Source organism: Paraflavitalea pollutisoli (genome assembly GCF_029360705.1).
GTDB classification, from domain to species: Bacteria; Bacteroidota; Bacteroidia; order Chitinophagales; family Chitinophagaceae; genus Paraflavitalea; species Paraflavitalea pollutisoli.
Genome location: NZ_JARKMX010000003.1, coordinates 58,212 through 76,064, shown reverse-complemented (window position 1 = coordinate 76,064; position 17,853 = coordinate 58,212). Strand labels below are relative to the sequence as shown.

19 protein-coding genes and 1 tRNA gene are annotated in these 17,853 nt (G+C 49.5%); 12 read left to right on the top strand and 8 right to left on the bottom strand.

The genetic code is table 11. The features are described 5' to 3' along the window. Nucleotides 1-58: 58 nt before the first annotated feature. On the top strand, nt 59-943 hold the full coding sequence (locus P2W70_RS08100) for an OmpA family protein (RefSeq protein WP_276480938.1): 885 nt from the start codon (nt 59-61) through the stop codon (nt 941-943). A 6-nt stretch (nt 944-949) separates the two neighbouring features. Here P2W70_RS08100 and P2W70_RS08095 read toward each other — a convergent pair whose 3' ends face one another. Next, the gene (locus P2W70_RS08095) at nt 950-2,251 is read right to left on the bottom strand and encodes an aminotransferase class V-fold PLP-dependent enzyme (protein ID WP_276480937.1); all 1,302 of its coding nucleotides are present in this window, start codon (nt 2,249-2,251) and stop codon (nt 950-952) included. A 162-nt stretch (nt 2,252-2,413) separates the two neighbouring features. Here P2W70_RS08095 and P2W70_RS08090 point away from each other — a divergent pair. After that, nucleotides 2,414-2,484, top strand: a tRNA-Gln gene (locus tag P2W70_RS08090). Between the two features lie 52 nt (nt 2,485-2,536). Here the strand turns inward: P2W70_RS08090 and P2W70_RS08085 are convergent. Beyond that, nucleotides 2,537-3,133, bottom strand: coding sequence for a hypothetical protein (locus tag P2W70_RS08085; RefSeq protein ID WP_276480936.1), 597 nt, complete (start codon nt 3,131-3,133; stop codon nt 2,537-2,539). A gap of 168 nt (nt 3,134-3,301) precedes the next feature. On the opposite strand from P2W70_RS08085, the gene P2W70_RS08080 reads away from it, so the two are divergent. The 4 genes from P2W70_RS08080 (at nt 3,302) to P2W70_RS08065 (ending at nt 7,819) form a co-directional block, all read left to right on the top strand. Next, nucleotides 3,302-4,039, top strand: a complete 738-nt coding sequence (locus tag P2W70_RS08080; protein WP_276480935.1) for a S24 family peptidase — start codon at nt 3,302-3,304, stop codon at nt 4,037-4,039. Between the two features lie 306 nt (nt 4,040-4,345). After that, nucleotides 4,346-4,741: a hypothetical protein gene (locus tag P2W70_RS08075; protein WP_276480934.1), complete on the top strand. Its 396-nt coding sequence runs from the start codon at nt 4,346-4,348 to the stop codon at nt 4,739-4,741. Nucleotides 4,742-4,761: 20 nt separating this feature from the next. Further along, complete coding sequence (locus tag P2W70_RS08070) at nt 4,762-6,282, top strand: IPT/TIG domain-containing protein (protein ID WP_276480933.1); 1,521 nt, start codon at nt 4,762-4,764, stop codon at nt 6,280-6,282. A 31-nt stretch (nt 6,283-6,313) separates the two neighbouring features. Next, nucleotides 6,314-7,819, top strand: a complete 1,506-nt coding sequence (locus P2W70_RS08065) for an IPT/TIG domain-containing protein (protein WP_276480932.1) — start codon at nt 6,314-6,316, stop codon at nt 7,817-7,819. A 98-nt stretch (nt 7,820-7,917) separates the two neighbouring features. Here P2W70_RS08065 and P2W70_RS08060 read toward each other — a convergent pair whose 3' ends face one another. Continuing rightward, a complete protein-coding gene (locus tag P2W70_RS08060; protein WP_276480931.1) occupies nt 7,918-8,760 on the bottom strand; it encodes an AraC family transcriptional regulator in 843 nt (280 codons plus the stop codon). A gap of 86 nt (nt 8,761-8,846) precedes the next feature. Here P2W70_RS08060 and P2W70_RS08055 point away from each other — a divergent pair, with 86 nt between their 5' ends. The 6 genes from P2W70_RS08055 (at nt 8,847) to P2W70_RS08030 (ending at nt 12,710) form a co-directional block, all read left to right on the top strand. Further along, nucleotides 8,847-9,800 (top strand): NADP-dependent oxidoreductase, encoded by a 954-nt coding sequence (locus P2W70_RS08055; protein ID WP_276480930.1) that lies wholly within the window; start codon nt 8,847-8,849, stop codon nt 9,798-9,800. A 12-nt stretch (nt 9,801-9,812) separates the two neighbouring features. Beyond that, on the top strand, nt 9,813-10,214 hold the full coding sequence (locus P2W70_RS08050; protein ID WP_276480929.1) for a DoxX family membrane protein: 402 nt from the start codon (nt 9,813-9,815) through the stop codon (nt 10,212-10,214). 181 nt (nt 10,215-10,395) lie between these two features. After that, nucleotides 10,396-10,968 carry an RNA polymerase sigma factor gene (locus P2W70_RS08045; RefSeq protein ID WP_276480928.1) on the top strand — a complete coding sequence of 191 codons (573 nt, stop codon included), beginning with the start codon at nt 10,396-10,398 and terminating at the stop codon, nt 10,966-10,968. A gap of 61 nt (nt 10,969-11,029) precedes the next feature. Next, on the top strand, nt 11,030-11,371 hold the full coding sequence (locus tag P2W70_RS08040; RefSeq protein WP_276480927.1) for a hypothetical protein: 342 nt from the start codon (nt 11,030-11,032) through the stop codon (nt 11,369-11,371). Next, nucleotides 11,368-11,898 (top strand): hypothetical protein, encoded by a 531-nt coding sequence (locus P2W70_RS08035; protein WP_276480926.1) that lies wholly within the window; start codon nt 11,368-11,370, stop codon nt 11,896-11,898. Before P2W70_RS08040 ends, P2W70_RS08035 begins: the two co-directional genes overlap by 4 nt. A 131-nt stretch (nt 11,899-12,029) precedes the next feature. Further along, entirely contained in the window at nt 12,030-12,710 is a 681-nt protein-coding gene (locus P2W70_RS08030; protein WP_276480925.1) for a TapB family protein, read from the top strand. On the opposite strand, the gene P2W70_RS08025 is transcribed toward P2W70_RS08030, so the two are convergent. The 5 genes from P2W70_RS08025 to P2W70_RS08005 all read right to left on the bottom strand — a co-directional run bounded on the left by P2W70_RS08025 (nt 12,711) and on the right by P2W70_RS08005 (nt 17,772). Then, nucleotides 12,711-13,919 (bottom strand): glycosyltransferase, encoded by a 1,209-nt coding sequence (locus P2W70_RS08025; protein ID WP_276480924.1) that lies wholly within the window; start codon nt 13,917-13,919, stop codon nt 12,711-12,713. It abuts the gene before it with no gap. Between the two features lie 61 nt (nt 13,920-13,980). Then, nucleotides 13,981-14,850, bottom strand: a complete 870-nt coding sequence (rfbD, locus tag P2W70_RS08020; protein ID WP_276480923.1) for a dTDP-4-dehydrorhamnose reductase — start codon at nt 14,848-14,850, stop codon at nt 13,981-13,983. Further along, nucleotides 14,837-15,418 carry a dTDP-4-dehydrorhamnose 3,5-epimerase gene (rfbC, locus tag P2W70_RS08015; protein WP_276480922.1) on the bottom strand — a complete coding sequence of 194 codons (582 nt, stop codon included), beginning with the start codon at nt 15,416-15,418 and terminating at the stop codon, nt 14,837-14,839. The genes rfbD and rfbC overlap by 14 nt, the downstream gene beginning before the upstream one ends. A 9-nt stretch (nt 15,419-15,427) precedes the next feature. Further along, the gene (gene rfbB, locus P2W70_RS08010) at nt 15,428-16,492 is read right to left on the bottom strand and encodes a dTDP-glucose 4,6-dehydratase (RefSeq protein ID WP_276480921.1); all 1,065 of its coding nucleotides are present in this window, start codon (nt 16,490-16,492) and stop codon (nt 15,428-15,430) included. Then, nucleotides 16,492-17,772 carry a nucleotide sugar dehydrogenase gene (locus P2W70_RS08005; RefSeq protein ID WP_276480920.1) on the bottom strand — a complete coding sequence of 427 codons (1,281 nt, stop codon included), beginning with the start codon at nt 17,770-17,772 and terminating at the stop codon, nt 16,492-16,494. The genes rfbB and P2W70_RS08005 overlap by 1 nt, the downstream gene beginning before the upstream one ends. Nucleotides 17,773-17,853: the final 81 nt, after the last annotated feature.

The window sequence follows — 17,853 nt, the reverse complement described above, 5'->3', positions numbered from 1 at the left end:
TCACCAACCCTCGGGCCGGTACCACCGTCTACTTAGTATGACAATTTGCAAGCCCGGTATGAAATTGCTAGCTACCTGCCTGATGTCGCTGCTGTGCGGAAACCTTGCCCTGGCACAGACTTCCACCGACACCCTGCTGATCCATTTTCCCTACAATGAATCGACAATCACGTCGTTGGCTGTCGGCCGGCTGGACAGTATGCTGAAGGTGGGGCCACTGTCGACGATCGGTGGCATCCAACTGGCAGGCCATTGCGACTTCATTGGTTCCGATCGGTACAATGATTCACTATCACTGCGCCGCGTTCAGGCGGTAAAAGCATACTTGCTGGCAAAAGGCATTGGCAAAGGTCAACTTATAGAGGAAGCAGGTTTGGGCAAAAGAAACCCGTTGGAGCCATCATCGTCCGACGAAGCACGGGCCATCAACCGCCGGGTACAACTGATCTATAGCCGGCAGGTCATTGCTGTTACTCCGCCTCTGGTGGTGGCGACTCCTGAAATACCCCGCATCGAACGTACAACCTCTACAACAGGACTGTCGGCCATGATCCTCGACAGCAGCACGAAGACAGGATCGACATTGATATTGCCCGATCTCAACTTCGAGCCTGGCCGTCATTACCTGACGTCGGGGTCTTATGGCATTTTGCGCGAACTGTACCGGGCCATGCTCGACCATCCCTCCCTTGAGATAGAAATTCAGGGACATATCTGCTGCATTTCGGGCGGGCAGGACGGGGAAGATATAGATACGCGGGCGCCGAACCTCTCTGTACAGCGAGCCAAAGCCATCTATGAATACCTACTGAGTGCGGGTATCGATAAAAAACGGATGCAGTACAAAGGCTTCGGCAGCAGCCGGAAATTATTCCCGGACGAACGTACACCGATGGAGCAGGCGAAAAACCGGCGGGTGGAGATCAAGATACTTCGGAAATAATGCCACCTAAAAGCCGCCGCGTGCAAACTTTTCGATCCCTTCTACCAGCACATCCAGGTTTTTAGTGGTTGTATATACATTGGGCGTAACGCGTACGCCCTGCATCCCCTCCCACTCTACCGGCGTGGTATGCACCTTGAATTTGTTAAAGAGGAAGGTTTCCAATTCGCTGGGCTTTTTGCCGGCCACACCTACCAGCCCCAGTGCGCAGCCAAACCCCGGTTTCATGGAGGTGCCCAATTGCACTTTGGGCATATCTTTCACCCGGCTCATCCAATAGTTTTTGAGGTAAAACAGCCGCTGCTCTTTGCGTTGAGCGCCGATCATATCGTAAAACTCGATGGCTTTGCCAATGGCTTGTTCAATGAAGAATGGACGTGTACCCGTGTTCTCGAATTTCCGGATATCGTCGCTTTGCGGATTGGGCGCAGCAAAAAGCGGATATAAGCGAGCGATCTTTTCTTTTTTTACATACAGCATGCCACTGCCTATACAAGCACTCAACCATTTGTGCAGGCTGGTGCCAAAGTAATCGGCCCCGGTATCTGGTATGGTGTAGGGAAATTGAGCAAAGCTGTGTGCGCCATCCACCACCACTTCGATGTTTCTTTGATGAGCAGCATCGGCAATCTTGCGAACCGGAAGTATTTGTCCATTCCAGTTTACCACATGGGTAAGCTGAACCACTTTGGTTTTCGGGGTAAATGCTTTGGTATAAATCTGGACGAGGTAGTCATTGTCTTCGCTGGGCAATTCAGGGTTCACCCACACCAGCTTAATGCCATCCCGCAACTCGCGTTGCTTCCAGGCGTTCATCATATTGGGGTAATCCTTTTTACTCAATACCACTTCGTCTCCCCGTTCGAGGGGCAATCCGAAAATGACCGTTTCCAATGCTTCCGAGGCATTACGGTGAATAGCTATTTCTTCAGCCTGGCAGCCGGCCAGCAAGGCGAGGTTTTTACGCAGTGGTTCTCTACCCTGGTCGATGATGCGCCACATATAATAGCTGGGAGCTTCGTTGGCCACATCATGCAGGTGTTTCACCGTTTCCTGCACGATCCGTGGAGAGGGAGCCACGCCACCATTGTTGAGGTTTATGATGCCGGCAGACACGGTATAAGCTTGTTGGATATAGTGCCAAAATTCTTCTTCTGAAGCCAGCTGGTCGGGGGGAATCAGGGCAGCCTGTTGCAGGGCATAGTCCAGGTTACGACTCCAGGCAGGTTGAGAGATGGCGGCCAACACACCGGATGCAGAAAACAGCCCGGCTTTATTGAGAAAGCTACGACGGGAGAAGGAGCTCATGTGAGTTTCGGTTTGCTGGAAATTAATCAATAATCCAGTATTGATCCACAGATTGTTAGGTAGGATAAAAAATCTTGAAAATATTTCCATTTTTCTCAAAATCATTTGGCGTGTATCACAGTAACTCCTATTTTTGCACTCCCAATTACGAATTGGCAAGGCTGCCCGATAGTATAATGGTAGTACAACTGATTTTGGTTCAGTTTGTCTTGGTTCGAATCCAGGTCGGGCAACAAGAAACCCGCAACGAAAGTTGCGGGTTTTGTTTTTGTGATCAAGCTTCAACTACAGACTCGCATACAAGGTATACACCTTCACTTTGAACTCGAAGTTGATCAGTGAACGCGCCTCGCCGACCGCCTGTAATACAATCTCACTACTCACGTGCGTCAACAGATAATCTGCCGTAGATAATCCGCTACCCAAATACTCCGTGGCTTCTGTGATGGAGGTACTACCCGGATTAATGATCCAGGAAGCATCCACCAGAAAACCTCTTTTCTTTTTTCCTTCCACAGAAGCATTACCGCCATCGAGCACCCCATTGCAGATCACTTCCACACGGTACTTATGGCCGGGCAGTGTAGACATCGACCATACTTTCACTGGCATATCATCCGCCGTGCTATGCTGCACCGTGTATTCTTCTACTGGCTCTCCCACTTCATCGATCGATGCCAACTGCAGGCACACACTGTCGAGCGCGCGGTGATACCGCATCAACCACTCCCGCTTCGACTTCATCGTTTTGGCAGCAGGCACAAAGCGCCCACCGGTAGCTTTTACGACATCCCGGAGCATCACTTCTCCGGTGTCGGCTGTTTGAGCATGCGCAAACAGCACCGCAATCATTGTCATCATGGATAAGACTACGTTTTTCATGGCTTTACTAAATGTTTATTATTAAGTGTTTATTTACCTTTTCTCTATTTTCTCCTTCCATTTCTCCACTATTCTTCGTTATTTTGTCCGGGCGGGTACAAATATAGTGGAGATTTCTCCAATAAATACAGCCCCGTAAGCTTATTTTTCCACACCAATGTTGTAAAAATGACGTCGCTCAACATCAATCCGCTGGTTGTCAAACTCTACGAAAAGTTGGCCAAAGAGAATATTAAAGTGCCAGAGTTTTCAAGAATGACGGGCATTCCAAAGGATCGTATCTATAAATGGAAACAAGAAGGCACCAGCCCCAAGTCGGGTGATGAAGCAACTATCAGGAGCTTTCTCGAGAGCGAGTCTGCAGCGATCTCCACAATAGCAAGCGAAGAACCTCCATTGGAGGAATCTACACTCCCCTACCTCCTCACCCGCCGTCAGCAGAAAACCCAACCCGACCCCGATGGCGATGGTATTGTCTATGTACCCATTGCTGCACAGGCAGGGTACTCCAACCGCTACCACGATGCCCTGTACCTGCATCACCTGGAAAAAACCAACCTCCCCGGCTTTCCCTACAAGGGAGAACGATATCGTGTTTTTGATGTGAAAGGGGATAGCATGGAGCCTACCTACAAAGAAGGATATCACCTGGTATGTGAACGCATCGACCAGGATCAATGGCACCAGATCGCCAATTTCTATATCTACGTGATCGTATTGGAAAATGATATCCTTGTCAAACGACTTTTCCGGAAAGATGAAGCGAGCTTCGTTGCCATCAGCGATAATGAAGAATTCTATCCGCAGTTCAGGATCCTGGTCAAAGACATCAAAGAATTATGGCTCGTGAAAAGAAAAATAGATTGGGAAATGGCGCCTCCCCGCAAATTCGAGATCAAGGTGTAGTTCATCTGCTTTCCGATACACCTCATCCACCATTAATAGCGGTTCCCCCTATACCCTGGTAACTCCACCTATCGATTAACATATTTTTGTAGGGAATGTGGTTACCTGGATGCAACGGTTGCGTCTAATACCCTGTCACCCATTTGCCGGAAGCAATGACTTTTCCCACCACCCTCAATCATCCTTCCGGCGGCTGCAGCAATGCAGCATTCAGGATCAGGAATGTTCTCACCCTCATTTATGATTTCCTGCCAGGTAATTATCATACTGTGACCTATCTATTCAGGCACAGCTAAAGTATTGACCATGCGTAAACATCCGGTATTGTATCACCAAGCGGTGAAACACCTGGCCATGCCAGCACCTCACCTGCTCTTCCCCATGGGCAACAAGTCAGGGTACCTGACAACCATTCGACAGTGGTACAGGATACTACTGATACTAGGCACCCTGCAACTCCTGCATTCCTTTACCAACCTGCAAGGTGGTCAAAACAGCTGGCATTTTACCAACATTGACAACACAGTATCCTCCAACCGGAGCGTGGCCTCTTCCACACCTTCCGCTGCTCATCGCACGAAACAATTCTCTTTTGAATATGACGGGCTGCTGCAATTCAGGCTCATCGTAACAGAAAATACAGACAACGGATTGCTTCCGGTTATTCAAATTACGACCACCCTCCATCAACCAGATCGGTAACTGAAAATGATACCACAAACATGAAAAAAGTATTGAGGTCGTACAAAATCGAAAAACCAGTATTGCTATTATTGATCGTATTGATCGCGCTGGTGCATAGTTGCGGTAAGGATTCCGCGAATGATCCCCCGCCCGGCCCACCCGCTCCGGTTTCGCCCGAGATCATCTCACTCGAACCCGGGCATGCCATGCCCGGCACAGAGATCACCATTACCGGCAAACGGTTTCATGAAGACCGCCTGCGCAACTATGTATATTTTTCGGGGGCATCCACGGAAGCATCTATCAGCGCAGCCAGCCCCACTTCCCTCAAAGTCAAAGTGCCGGAAAATGCAGTCACCGGAAAGATCATTGTAAAGGTGAATAACCTGGCAGATACCTCGACTACTGACTTCGTGGTCGACCCGGTCGTATTTACCATCACCGGCTTCCACCCCAAACAAGGTCCGTTTGGCACCCTCGTCACCATCGAGGGTACACACTTCGGAGAAGACATGGTGGTAAAGATCAACAATCTCCTTACGCCCATTAAAAGGCGTACTGCATCGACTATAGAGATAGAGATACCTGTCAGTACTACGCTGACGGCACATAAACTAACCGTTACGTCCGGTACTAAAACACTCGAAACGGCAGAACCTTTTACCATCACTTCCGCCGGTCCTTATGCCCGGTGGGAAAGTAAAGGCGTGGTTCTGTCTTCGAATGGCAGCTCCCTGTACGATGGCGGTCTTTCCTTCATCTACCAGCAAAAGATCTATTGGGGTTTTACCCGACTACATAGCAGCAACCAGATCGCAACTTATGTGGTGTTTGATCCGGCAGACCCGGGTAAAGGCTGGCAGGCACAAACGCCACCACCAGCCCAGGTGGTTCCTTTCGATTGGCAACATGGTACGGCCATCGTTCACCATGACCGCATTTACCTGGGCGCTGGTATCACGGGTTCGGGCGAAAGCAGCCGTTGGTGGACATTCGATCCCGCTACCAACACTGGTACAGCCTTAACAGATTTCCCTCACGCTGTCATGAAACCGATCTCGTTTGAACTGCAGGATAAAGTATATGTTGGCTTTGGCAACGACAATAAAAAACTCTACCGCTTCGATCCGGCCGCCGCCAACAACAAAGGTCAGTTCACGCTGGTGACCACAGGCCCTTTCAGCGATCTGCTGTGGGGCAATGCCTTTGTACTGAACAACGAAGTATACCTGGGTCGGGCGCTACAGGACATGCTGGGTACCCGTAAAGCAGTTTATAAATTCACCGCGCCCGATCGATTGGAAAGGATGACGGACATGCCCACCGATCTGCCCACATTCGGCACACCCACCTTTACCATCGGCAACAAAGGTTACTGTGTAATCGATAAACAGGTTTGGGAATTTACACCAGGTGCAGCAGGCGGCAGCTGGCGCGCCGTCGTGGCAGACAATAGCGCCCCTTCTATCCAACACATAGCTTCATTGAACATCAACGGCACAACGACCATTTATGGTTGGTCTGCTACCGGACGACTATTTGAGTTCAAGTTCAATTAATACAACCATCGGAAAACAAAAGCGATCAACCATGCGCACGAGCAGATTATTAGTAGCCATTGCAGTAGTGACCAGCATCCTGACAGGATGTGGTAAAGACCCCGTGAAACCCAATCCTGATCCAGGTCCTGACAGACCTGGCGGATCGAAAGCCCCCGAGATCACCTCGTTTTCGCCAGCCAAAATAATGCCCGGCGGAGAAGTGATCATACAGGGTAAAAACTTCAAAGAAAGCATCATCGATAACTCGGTTATTTTCAATGGCAACATTTTCAGTGGCCCGATGATCGCAGCCACCACTACACAACTCACCGTACGGGTACCGTTGGATGCTACAACGGGAAAACTGATCGTTCAGTCTGGCAGCCTCAAGGATACTACCAGCACTGACCTGGTGATCGATCCCGACATGATCTCACTGGCCGGCTTCACACCTGCTACCGGCCCTATCGGTACCTCCGTCACCATTACCGGTATCAATTTCGGACTCAACACCCGGGTAAAGATCAATGGTGTTGAATGCCCGATCAGCAATCGCACCAATACCAGTCTCACCATTTCCATTCCACTCAATACTTCACTTTCCAAACATAAGTTTGAAGTGATCAATGGTCCATATAACCTGCAAACACCCGAAGAATTTACTGTGAGCAGCACGGGCGCTACCGCTCGTTGGGATGATAAGCAGATCGAACTGGTGCCCAATGGTGCCAGCGTGTTCCATGATGGCTTGTCGTTTGTACACGGCAACAAACTGTATTGGGGTTTTACACGACTTGTTCCTTCAGAACAGACTTCTTTGTATGCCGTATATGATCCTGCACAACCGGCTAAGGGATGGCAGCTAACCGACAAATTCTCACAAACCATGGCGCCGGCCGGTTTAAGTATGGCGACCGCTATCGTGCACAACGATCGCGTGTATCTGGGTACTGGCTTTAAGGGTAACCAGGGTACGCCCCATTGGTGGGAATTCAACCCGGCCGATGGATCTGCCCGGCAACTTACCGACTTTCCGCATCCCGCGCCCAATACCATCTCCTTTGTCCTGAATAACAGGATCTATGTGGGCTTTGGCAGCGGCAACAAAAACCTGTACGAATTTGATCCGGCAGGCAATAATAACCTCGGCAGCTGGACACTCAAAGCCACCCATAATTTGCAGGAACTGAATTCGGGCAATGCATTTGTATTGGGCAATGAGGTGATCATCGGCAGAGCGCTGCCGGAACTCAACAAGCCACGCCTGGCCATGCTGAAATACACCGAAGGGGGACAGCTAACTCGGATCCCCGATATGCCGCAGGACATTCCATCCGGCAGCACAGCCAGCTTCACCATTGGCAACAAAGGTTATTTCGTGATCAATAAAAATGTATGGGAATATACACCGGATGCAGCCGGGGGTAGCTGGCGGGTCGTTGCCGGCGGCGATCAACAGCCAGCTATCAAGGGAGTAGGCACGCTTACGATCAATGGCGTCCGTACCATCTATGGATGGACCGGAGCTGGCCATCTCTATGAATTCAAATTGTAGGACGGGGTTTCATAACAGGGGCCGCTTCCAACCTGGGAGCGGCTTTTTTATTTTCTTCACTGGAGGGAAACTGCTGCTATCGAAGACGTGCTGTGGTGTCAGGCAGTCGCCTTTACCGCCCGACGGTATTCCGAAGGTGATTGACCGTTATACTTCCGGAACATCCTGTTCAGGTGACTTTCGTCGGTAAAGCCGAGCTCGAAAGCAATCTCGTTCATGCGCAGGTCACTGTGGCGAAGCCTGATCTCCACCAGCTTCAGCCGATACTGTATGATGTACTGCTGCAGGTTTTCACCCGTATGCGTTTTAAAGTACTCGCTGATATATGCTGGTGAAATACTGAAACGATGGGCCATCACTTCGGCCTTCAGTTTCTCTGGCTCGTAGATATGCTGATGAATATAATGTACCATATCGAGCGAGGTCGTATTCACCGCTTTCCCGCGCAACTTTACCGGCGTCGAAAAAGTGATATTGCGTGCCACTACCGTGATCATCGTGTTGATCAGTTGCTGAACCAGGTCGAGGTGATAAGCCTGTTGGTTGACCTGCTCGCGAATGATCGCTTCTACCAGCGATCGCACCAGTTGCTTATCGCTGGTATTCTTCAGAATGCAGCCAGGCAGGTGATTGTTGTTTTCGAAAATGAATTCCAGCTTCTGCACCCATTCTTTGTGCTGCGCCTGCAGGTAGATATTACTGAACCGTATAAAGAAGAATTTGGTGGTCGTCTTTACTTCAAAAGAATGGCAATCCTGCGGCATCAGCAGAAACAGCTGATCAGCCCGGTAGTTGAATTTGTTTTCATTGATGCACTGCACACCGGTACCGTCAAGAATGAAGACCATCTCGAAGAAATTGTGCCGGTGCGGGGCCATCGGGCATTCATTCATTTCCTTGTACTCCACCTCGAAAGGCTGATAGATATTCTTTCTTTCCACACTGGCAAAAGTACTGTAGAATCCCATAATTGTACAAGAGCGACCAACACCCTTTGATGCAATTTTGTGTTATTAAATCATAGCACATGAAAGCAATTGTATTACAAGATTTTGGAGGTATAGACCAATTGAAAGTTCAGGAACTGCCTATTCCGGCCATACAAGACCACGAAGTATTGGTAAAAGTGAAGGCATTAAGTATCAACCCGGTAGATGCAAAAACGCGCGCAGGACGGGGCATGGCCAATCGTTACAAAGACCAGCTACCGGTAGTACTTGGGTGGGATATTGCCGGTACGGTAGAGCAGGTGGGTAAGCAGGTAACCCGCTTTAAAACAGGAGATCCGGTGTTTGGTATGGTCAATTTTCCTGGGCTGGGCAATGCCTATGCCGAATATGTAGCGGCACCCGCCAGCCACCTGGCCCTTAAGCCCGCCAATATCAGTTTTGAGGAAGCGGCAGCCGCTACCCTGGCAGCGCTCACGGCCTGGCAGGGTCTTGTACACCAGGCCAAGGTAAAACCCGGCCAGCAGATACTCATACAGGCTGCGGCTGGTGGCGTTGGGCATTTTGCCGTTCAGATCGCCAAACACCTTGGCGCTGTGGTGACCGGCACATCCTCAGCCGCCAATAAAGACTTTGTACTGAGCCTCGGCGCCGATAAGCACATCGATTATCACCTGCAGCCACTTGACGCAGCAGGCAGCGAATACGACCTGGTACTGGACCCGCTCGGTGGAGACAACATCGAACGCAGTTTTGGGGTGGTCCGGAAAGGCGGCATCATGTTGTCCATCGTATCCGCATTTGCCGACCTGGTGAAAGAAAAGGCGGCAGCCATGGGTGTTAATGGATTTTTTTTCATGGTTGCGCCAAGTGAGGCAGATATGCAGGCCATCGCCGAACTATTGGCCAACAACGTCCTGCGCCCGCATGTAGCACAGGTATTTTCATTCGAAGCGCTTCCTGATGCCCACCTCGCGGTAGAATCGGGAAGAACCAGGGGCAAGATTGTTGTAAGCTTTTCGTCAAATGATTAAACATTGCCGGTCATGATCAATAACACAGTTAGTTTTTTACTGCTTCGTCTTGGAATTGGTGTAAGCCTGTTTGGACATGGACTGGTGCGCTTGCCCAAACTGCCCGGCTTTAGTAAATGGATGACGGGACAATTTGCGAAATCGATGTTACCCGAAGCCCTGGTATTGCCGTTCAGTTACGCCTTGCCCATTGCAGAGTTTGCCATTGGCTTGCTGTTGCTGCTGGGCCTGTTTACCCGCTTTGCTTTAGCGGCAGGCGCTGTCACCATGTTGCTGCTGCTCCTGGGTACTACGCTGATCGAAGATTGGGGAGCGATCCCATCGCAGCTGATCCATTTGTTGTTACTCGCTGTGCTACTCTCCTACCTGCCCTTGAACACCTACGCGGTCGATAAGGCTATGCGCCGTAAATAGGTATTACCTGCCTGCAGGGGGTCGTTTGCCGCATCCATCGCCCCTTGCAGGCAGGGAAACCACTGCAAAAGTTCAAAAGCTTGTTAATGAAGCCGGTGGCAGGCAAGTTTATGAAGGGTTCCTCTTTTAAATTAAGAAGGATTTCGTAAGTTGTAGCGCCAAACTCTAATCGGTCTATTGATTGAACGAACAGGAATTGATACAACTACTCCGGCAGGGTGATGAGCTGGCTTTCAAAACATTGGTAGAGAGTTACCAGGATATGGTGTACAATACCGCCCTTGGGGTTGTACAGCATGAATCAGACGCGGAAGATGTTGCGCAAGAGGTGTTTATCCAGGTATATAAATCGATCGACCAGTTTAAAGGAGATGCCCGCCTATCCACCTGGATGTATCGTATTACCACCACCAAAGCACTGGATCATATCCGCAGTAAGAAACGTAAGAAACGTTTTGCCTTTTTAACCAGTCTTTTTGGAGCGGACAATGAGTTGTTGCACGATCCCGTCGATTTCAACCATCCCGGGGTCTCACTCGACCGGAAGCAGCAGGCCACCCTATTGTTCAAAGCGATCGGCCAGCTACCCGAGAACCAGAAAATGGCTTTCACCCTCCATAAAACAGAAGAACTTAGTTATCAAGAGATTGCAGATGTAATGGGACTGTCGGTATCAGCGATAGAGTCCTTGCTTTTCAGGGCACGGCAAAATCTGCGGAAAATACTGGAAAAACAAATGCAGCAGGGGGGATAAAATTCGCAGGTTTTTTACATGAACGGCGTCAAATTATATAGTTTGCTTAAATTACAATAACATGTCAACCAGACCGAACAATCCAAAAGAGATCGACGAGGTACTTGGCAGCCTGGATGGAATTCAGCGCGCCAAAGCACCTGCTTTCTTTTATACCCGCCTCCGCGGCCGGATGGAACGGGAATTGGAGAACACCGGCGGCCCATTGGTACGCCTGCTTACCAGACCGGCCCTGGCCCTGAGCCTGGCGGCTGTGATCCTGATCCTGAATACCACCACCATTATGGAAATGTGGAACCAGGAAAAGACCGTACCAGCAGAGCCAACGCAACAGCAGTTGCTGGCGTCCGAATACCCCATGGGTTCGTACCCGGTATATGATGAAACCCCTGTAGCACCATGACGAAATTTCCGAGGCAGAAATGGTTACTGTTATTAGTCGGGATCTTGTTGGTAACCAATATCATTACGTTGTCCTTCTTCTGGTCGATGAAGCCCCATGATGCGCCTGGCAAAAACCAGAGCGAAGCGGATCGTAATAAAAGGATGGGACAATTCATGGTCAACGAGCTCAAACTCGACAAAGACCAGGAAACCGTATACTGGAAATTGAGAGATACCCTGGTCAGCCGCCAGAAACCGCTGTGGGATTCCATTCGCAACAGCAAAAAACGCTTCTTTGATCTCCTGAAAGAGCCGGCCTCCGCCGATTCCCTCGTCAATAACAAAGCCGAGCAGATTGCTTTGCTCCAAAAAGAGCTGGACCTCATCACGTTCAGGCATTTTCAACAGGTGCGCGCCCTCTGCCGACCCGAACAAACCATCAAGTTCGATACCGTCACCAAAGAGATTGTTAACCGCATGACCGGCGGCTGGCGCAACAACGGCAAGCCGGGAAATCCTAAAGACTCTGCCGCGCCCAAAAAATAAGCGCTTTTACCGACTACTATTTATTACTTCCATCGGCAAGCACCCGTTGGCTTACCACGAAAATGGTATTGGGAGCCGTTTTTCATACTTGTTACTTTGCAGCTATTTACACACCCGCAAAAACAACGATCATGAAAAAGACAGGCTTGCCTTTGCTCCTCTGTGGCGCATTTGCTACCCAAGGTTATTCGCAGGATTGTAAAAGCTTCTATTACCTGCAAAACAACAAGACCATTGAAATGTCGATCTACAACAAGAAAGGCGATGAGAATGGTAAACAGGTATATGCCGTATCCGACGTAAAGAACGGCGGCAACACCGTTACAGCGACCCTTAATTCCGAAATGTTTGATAAGAAAGGAAAGAGCCTGGCGAAGGGTAAAGGCGTTATCCAATGCACAGGTGGTGTAATGATGGTCGACATCAAGATGATCTTACCCGCTGCTCAACAAGAGCAATTTGCGGCCGCCGACGCCAAAGCTGATAATATATACATGGAATATCCCGCCAGCATGAAAACGGGCGACCCATTGAAAGATGCCACCATGAACCTGGAGATTGACAACAAAGGCATGAAACAAAGCGTGCAGGTAATCGTCAATGAACGAAAAGTAGATGGTCAGGAGTCGGTAACCACCACAGCGGGCACCTGGGATTGTTTCCGGATCACCTACAAAAGCCGCATCACCATCAAGACCATGGGTATCGGCATACCTGTCAATGTAGAGGGCACAGAATGGTTTGCCCCTGGTTTTGGCGTGGTTAAAACACAAAGCAAACAGGGCGGCACCGCCATCACAGCCATTCGATAGCTATTTTTTACCCCGCTCCAGGATCTGCCAGAACTGATCTACGCGCGCCGTCCAGGTATTGGTAGCTGCCACCTTCATCCGGGCCTGTTTACGTTCTTCATTGTTCTCGGCAATAGACTTGTCGATCGTTTGCAGGAATTCCTCATGGCTATCTACCACATAGGCCACATCGCGGAAGGTATAAATGTCTTCTGAAAAATGCGTGGCGATCACGGGTTTGCCAGCGGCGAGGTATTCATTGATCTTGAGCGGGTAAATGCTCCTGGTCAGTGTATTCTTTTTGAACGGTATGATCACACAATCGAAGTACTGCAGGTAATCGGGTAGCTCGGTGATCTTGCGCGGACCTGCAAAGATCACATTGGGCATTTTATCGAGTCCCACCGCCTTATGCTCATCGCCCTGAATAGGGCCTACAAAAAACAGTATTTTATCGGTGTGTTGCTCGGCGATCTTCTTCAGCAATTCAAAGTCCGAACGATACTCGATACTCCCCGTATAACCGATGATGGGCTTATCGATGCCCTGCAACTCTTTCGGCCTGGGTAATACCTCCAGCGCCGCCTTGTTGAATACGCTAATATCAGCAGCGTTGGGATGGAAGTATGTATTGGGAGAAAAGGCACTTTTAAGCCTGGTCAGTTCTTTGGAAGTGCACAACGTGAAGTCGAAGTTACGCACGATCTCCTCCTCCAATTTACTCCCGTGGCGGTTGGAATAGCCAACCTGGGTAATATCATCCATCGATTGGTACACCGAATAGATGGGTTTGATATCGGCGGGCAATGACCGCACGAAATAAGGATCGAAGAAATTGAGGTACACAAATTCCCTCACCTGGTAGTCTTTAATCACCCGGCGAATCGATTTCAACACGATGTTATCATTGATCTTTGAGAGGCCGTTGTACAAGGCACCCGGCGGCAAAAAGTTGACGGGAATGGTGAGTTGAGGTGTTACCACCGTCAGGTTGGCCGGTAAGAAAGGTGGGTTGCTGTAAATATCTTTTCCCCGCAGTAAAGCCTGTTTACGTTTTACGATCTGCGGATCCTTACGCATGCCTGCATAGTCCTTCCAGGAAAATGGGTGCTCCACGAAGAATACCCGGTTGTTCTTGGCAAACTCGATGGCCAGGGCCAATGCAGGAGAGGAAATGGCAGAGTCCCATCTCGATAAGGTAAAACAGATGATATCGCAATGTCGGTTCATGTGTACGTACTTTAGGGTTTACCATTCAGCGCTTACCAGGCTGCCTGGTCACACCACGCCCCTATGCCAACCGTTGCAGGCAACGCTGCAGGCTATCCTTCCACGCGGGAATGGTCAGTTCATAAGTAGCCTGGATCTTTTGTGTGTCCAACAGGGAAAACGAGGGTCTTTTGGCAGGTGTTGGATATTGACTGGAAGGAATCGGAAGCACTTCACAATGGCTACCCGATAATTCTTTGATGGCAAGGGCAAAGTCATACCAGCTGATACGGCCGGTATTGCTGTAATGGTAAATGCCCGGCACCCATCCCTGGGTAGCCGTGCGTTCGATGATAGCGATCATGGCTTGCGCCAGGTCACCTGCATAGGTAGGCGCACCTACCTGATCACTCACTACATTGATAGTGGGCCGGTCTTTCATCAGGCGCAGCATGGTTTTGACAAAGTTGTTGCCATGCTCGCAATACACCCACGCGGTGCGGATGATCACGGTATCGGCATTGTGCAGCAGCCCCAGGGCCTCTCCACGCAGCTTTGAAACGCCATACGTATTGATAGGATTTGTCGGCGTATTCTCCTTATAAGGCTCCGGAGAGGTGCCGTCAAATACATAGTCGGTAGAAATGTGGAGGAAGCGGGTGCCGAATTTACGGCATACAGAAGCCAGTACCCCCACCGCATCGCCGTTTACCTGGTAGGCCATTTCCTTATCGGTCTCGGCTTTATCTACGGCAGTATAAGCAGCCGCATTGATGCAGAATGCCGGTTTTACGATGTCGAAATAGTTCGCCACCAGTTCAAACCGGTGTATAGGCAATTCATCTTTGGTAACGAATACAAAATCCAATGCGGGATGTTGTACAGCCAGGTCGCGCAGCGATTGCCCCACCTGACCATTGGCTCCGGTTACCAGTACCTTAGGCTTTGCCATAAGCGAGCGCTCCTTCAAATTGATAATTATTTTTACAATCAGCGAGCGTAGGCAGCTTGATATCCTTCTCAGATACGATCGCTTTATCGGCCGGGATCTTCCAGTCGATCGCCAACGCAGGGTCATTGTACAGAATGCCACCCTCACTTTCCTTGTGGTAGAAGGAATCGCATTTATACAACACTTCCGCCTTTTCACTCAGTACAGAAAAACCATGTGCAAAGCCTACGGGAATATACAGCTGCTTTTTGTTTTCAGCCGACAGTTCAATACCGTACACCTTACCATAAGTAGGAGAATCCTTCCGGATATCTACTGCTATGTCAAGGATCGTACCGCTGAGTACCCGCACCAGTTTGGTTTGCCCATGCGGGTTCAGCTGGTAATGCAATCCCCTGATTACACCATAGGAGGAGGAGGATTGATTATCCTGCACAAACCTGCTTTTGATACCCTGTTTGGCAAAGGTTTGCTCATTGTAGGATTCATAGAAGTAGCCACGGCTGTCCTCAAACACAATTGGTTCAAATACCACTAGTCCTGGCAATCCGGTTTCTGTAAACGGCATAGTAAAATATTATCGTTTGGTGTATTGCTCGTTATAATAGTGCTGGTAATCGCCCGAAGTTACGTGCTTTACCCAATCTTCATGCTGCAGGTACCAATCGACGGTCTTTTCCAATCCTTCCTCAAATTGCAGGGATGGTGACCAGCCCAGCTCTTTGTTGAGCTTGGTGGCATCGATGGCATAGCGCAGATCATGGCCTGCCCGGTCGGTTACATAGGTGATCAGCTTAGCCGACTCACCGGCCGCGCGACCCAGTTTTTTATCCATGATGCTGCACAACAGGTGCACCAGGTCGATGTTCTTCCACTCGTTGAAACCACCAATATTATACGTTTCGCCGTGCTTGCCCTGATGGAAAATGGTATCGATCGCGCGCGCATGGTCTTCTACATACAACCAGTCGCGTACGTTTTCCCCTTTGCCGTACACTGGCAGCGGCTTGCTGTTCTTGATATTGTTGATCATGAGCGGTATCAGCTTCTCGGGGAAGTGGTGTGAGCCGTAATTGTTGGAACAATTACTCATAATCACCGGCAGGTGATAGGTATGATGATACGCCATCACGAAATGATCTGAAGCTGCCTTGGAAGCAGAGTACGGAGAGCGTGGGTCATAAGCTGTTTCCTCGGTGAAGAAACCCGATTCTCCCAGCGATCCGTACACCTCATCGGTAGAGACATGGTAAAAGAGCTTACCAGTCGTCTCGTTTTTCCAGAACTGACGGGCAATATTCAACAACGTTACCGTACCCAATACATTGGTGCGCACGAATACCAGCGGATTGGAGATCGAACGATCTACATGGCTTTCCGCCGCGAGGTGAATGATGCTGTCGAATTGATATTGTTCAAACAGTTCAGTGATCCTTTGCTCATCGTTGATATCAGCTCGCTCAAAAACGTAATTTGGTTTATCCTGTACGTCTGTGAGGTTCTCGAGGTTACCGGCGTAGGTAAGGGCATCGAGGTTAACGATGCGGTAGGCGGGATACTTGTTGACGAAAAGCCGTACAACATGCGAACCGATAAAACCGGCCCCGCCCGTAATCATGATTGTTTTAGTGTAGTTGGCCATTATAAACTCCAGTATTTTCTGCTGGTAATAGTTTGCTTGTAAATACCTTTCAGGTCGGCGATCAGTGCTTGCTCACGTGTCATGGCTACAAAATCGGCGTCTGTAAGGCTGGTATATGGACTGTGCGGTACCGTTACGATCACGGCATCATAATCCGTGGCTGGTTGCTTCACCAGGTGAAGGCCGTATTCTTCGTGTACCTCATCATTTTCTGCATAAGGATCTTCCACATCTACGTGGATATTGAAAGCCAGCAATTCCTTGACGGTGTCTACGATCTTGGAATTCCGGATATCACTTACATTCTCTTTGAACGTTACGCCTTTCACGAGCACCTTCGGATCATTGGAATTACGCAGCACATGCGTAATGATCTTACGGGCCACATACTTGGCCATATCGTCATTGATGTATCTGCTGGCAGTGATCACTTTCGATTCGTACCCAAGCGACGCCGCTTTGTACGTGAGGTAGTAAGGGTCTACACCGATACAGTGCCCACCGACCAGGCCTGGCTGAAACTTCAGAAAGTTCCACTTGGTGCCGGCCGCCTCGATCACTTCAAACGTATTCACGCCCATGCGATCAAAGATCAGCGACAACTCGTTCATCAAAGCGATGTTGAGGTCACGTTGTGTATTCTCTACGATCTTCGATGCCTCCGCTACTTTGATCGTCGAGGCACGGTGCACCCCTGCGTCGACCACCAGCTCGTACGTCTTCGCGATCTCCTCCAGCGACTCCGCATCATTGCCCGACACTACTTTGATCACTGTCCGTAACGTATGCTTTTTATCGCCCGGGTTGATACGCTCGGGCGAATAGCCCAGTTTGAAATCAACGCCCAGTTTCAATCCCGACAGTGATTCCAATACGGGTAAACAATCCTCTTCGGTGCAGCCGGGATAGGTGGTTGATTCATACACCACATAGTCACCCTTTTTCAGCACCTTACCCACTGTTTCGGAAGCACTGAGGAGCGGCTTCAGATCGGGTACATTGTACTTGTCGACCGGTGTGGGAACAGCTATGATAAAGAACTTTGCTTGTTTTAATACCTCCAGACTATCGGTAAAAGTGATATTACAACCTTTGAAATCTTCCGATGCCAACTCTTTACTGGGATCGATGCCCTGCTGCATCATCTCTACCCGCTTAGCATTGATGTCAAATCCAATTACAGGTATCTTCCGGGCAAACTCCAACGCTATGGGAAGTCCTACATATCCTAATCCGATAACTGCTAACCTGGCTTTCTGATCGACTAACTCCTGATACATGCGCTATGATTGAAGATAAAAACCTGACAGGGCTTGCATCCTGGCAGGTCTTAATAAGATATTGTATTTGTTTCATCAGGG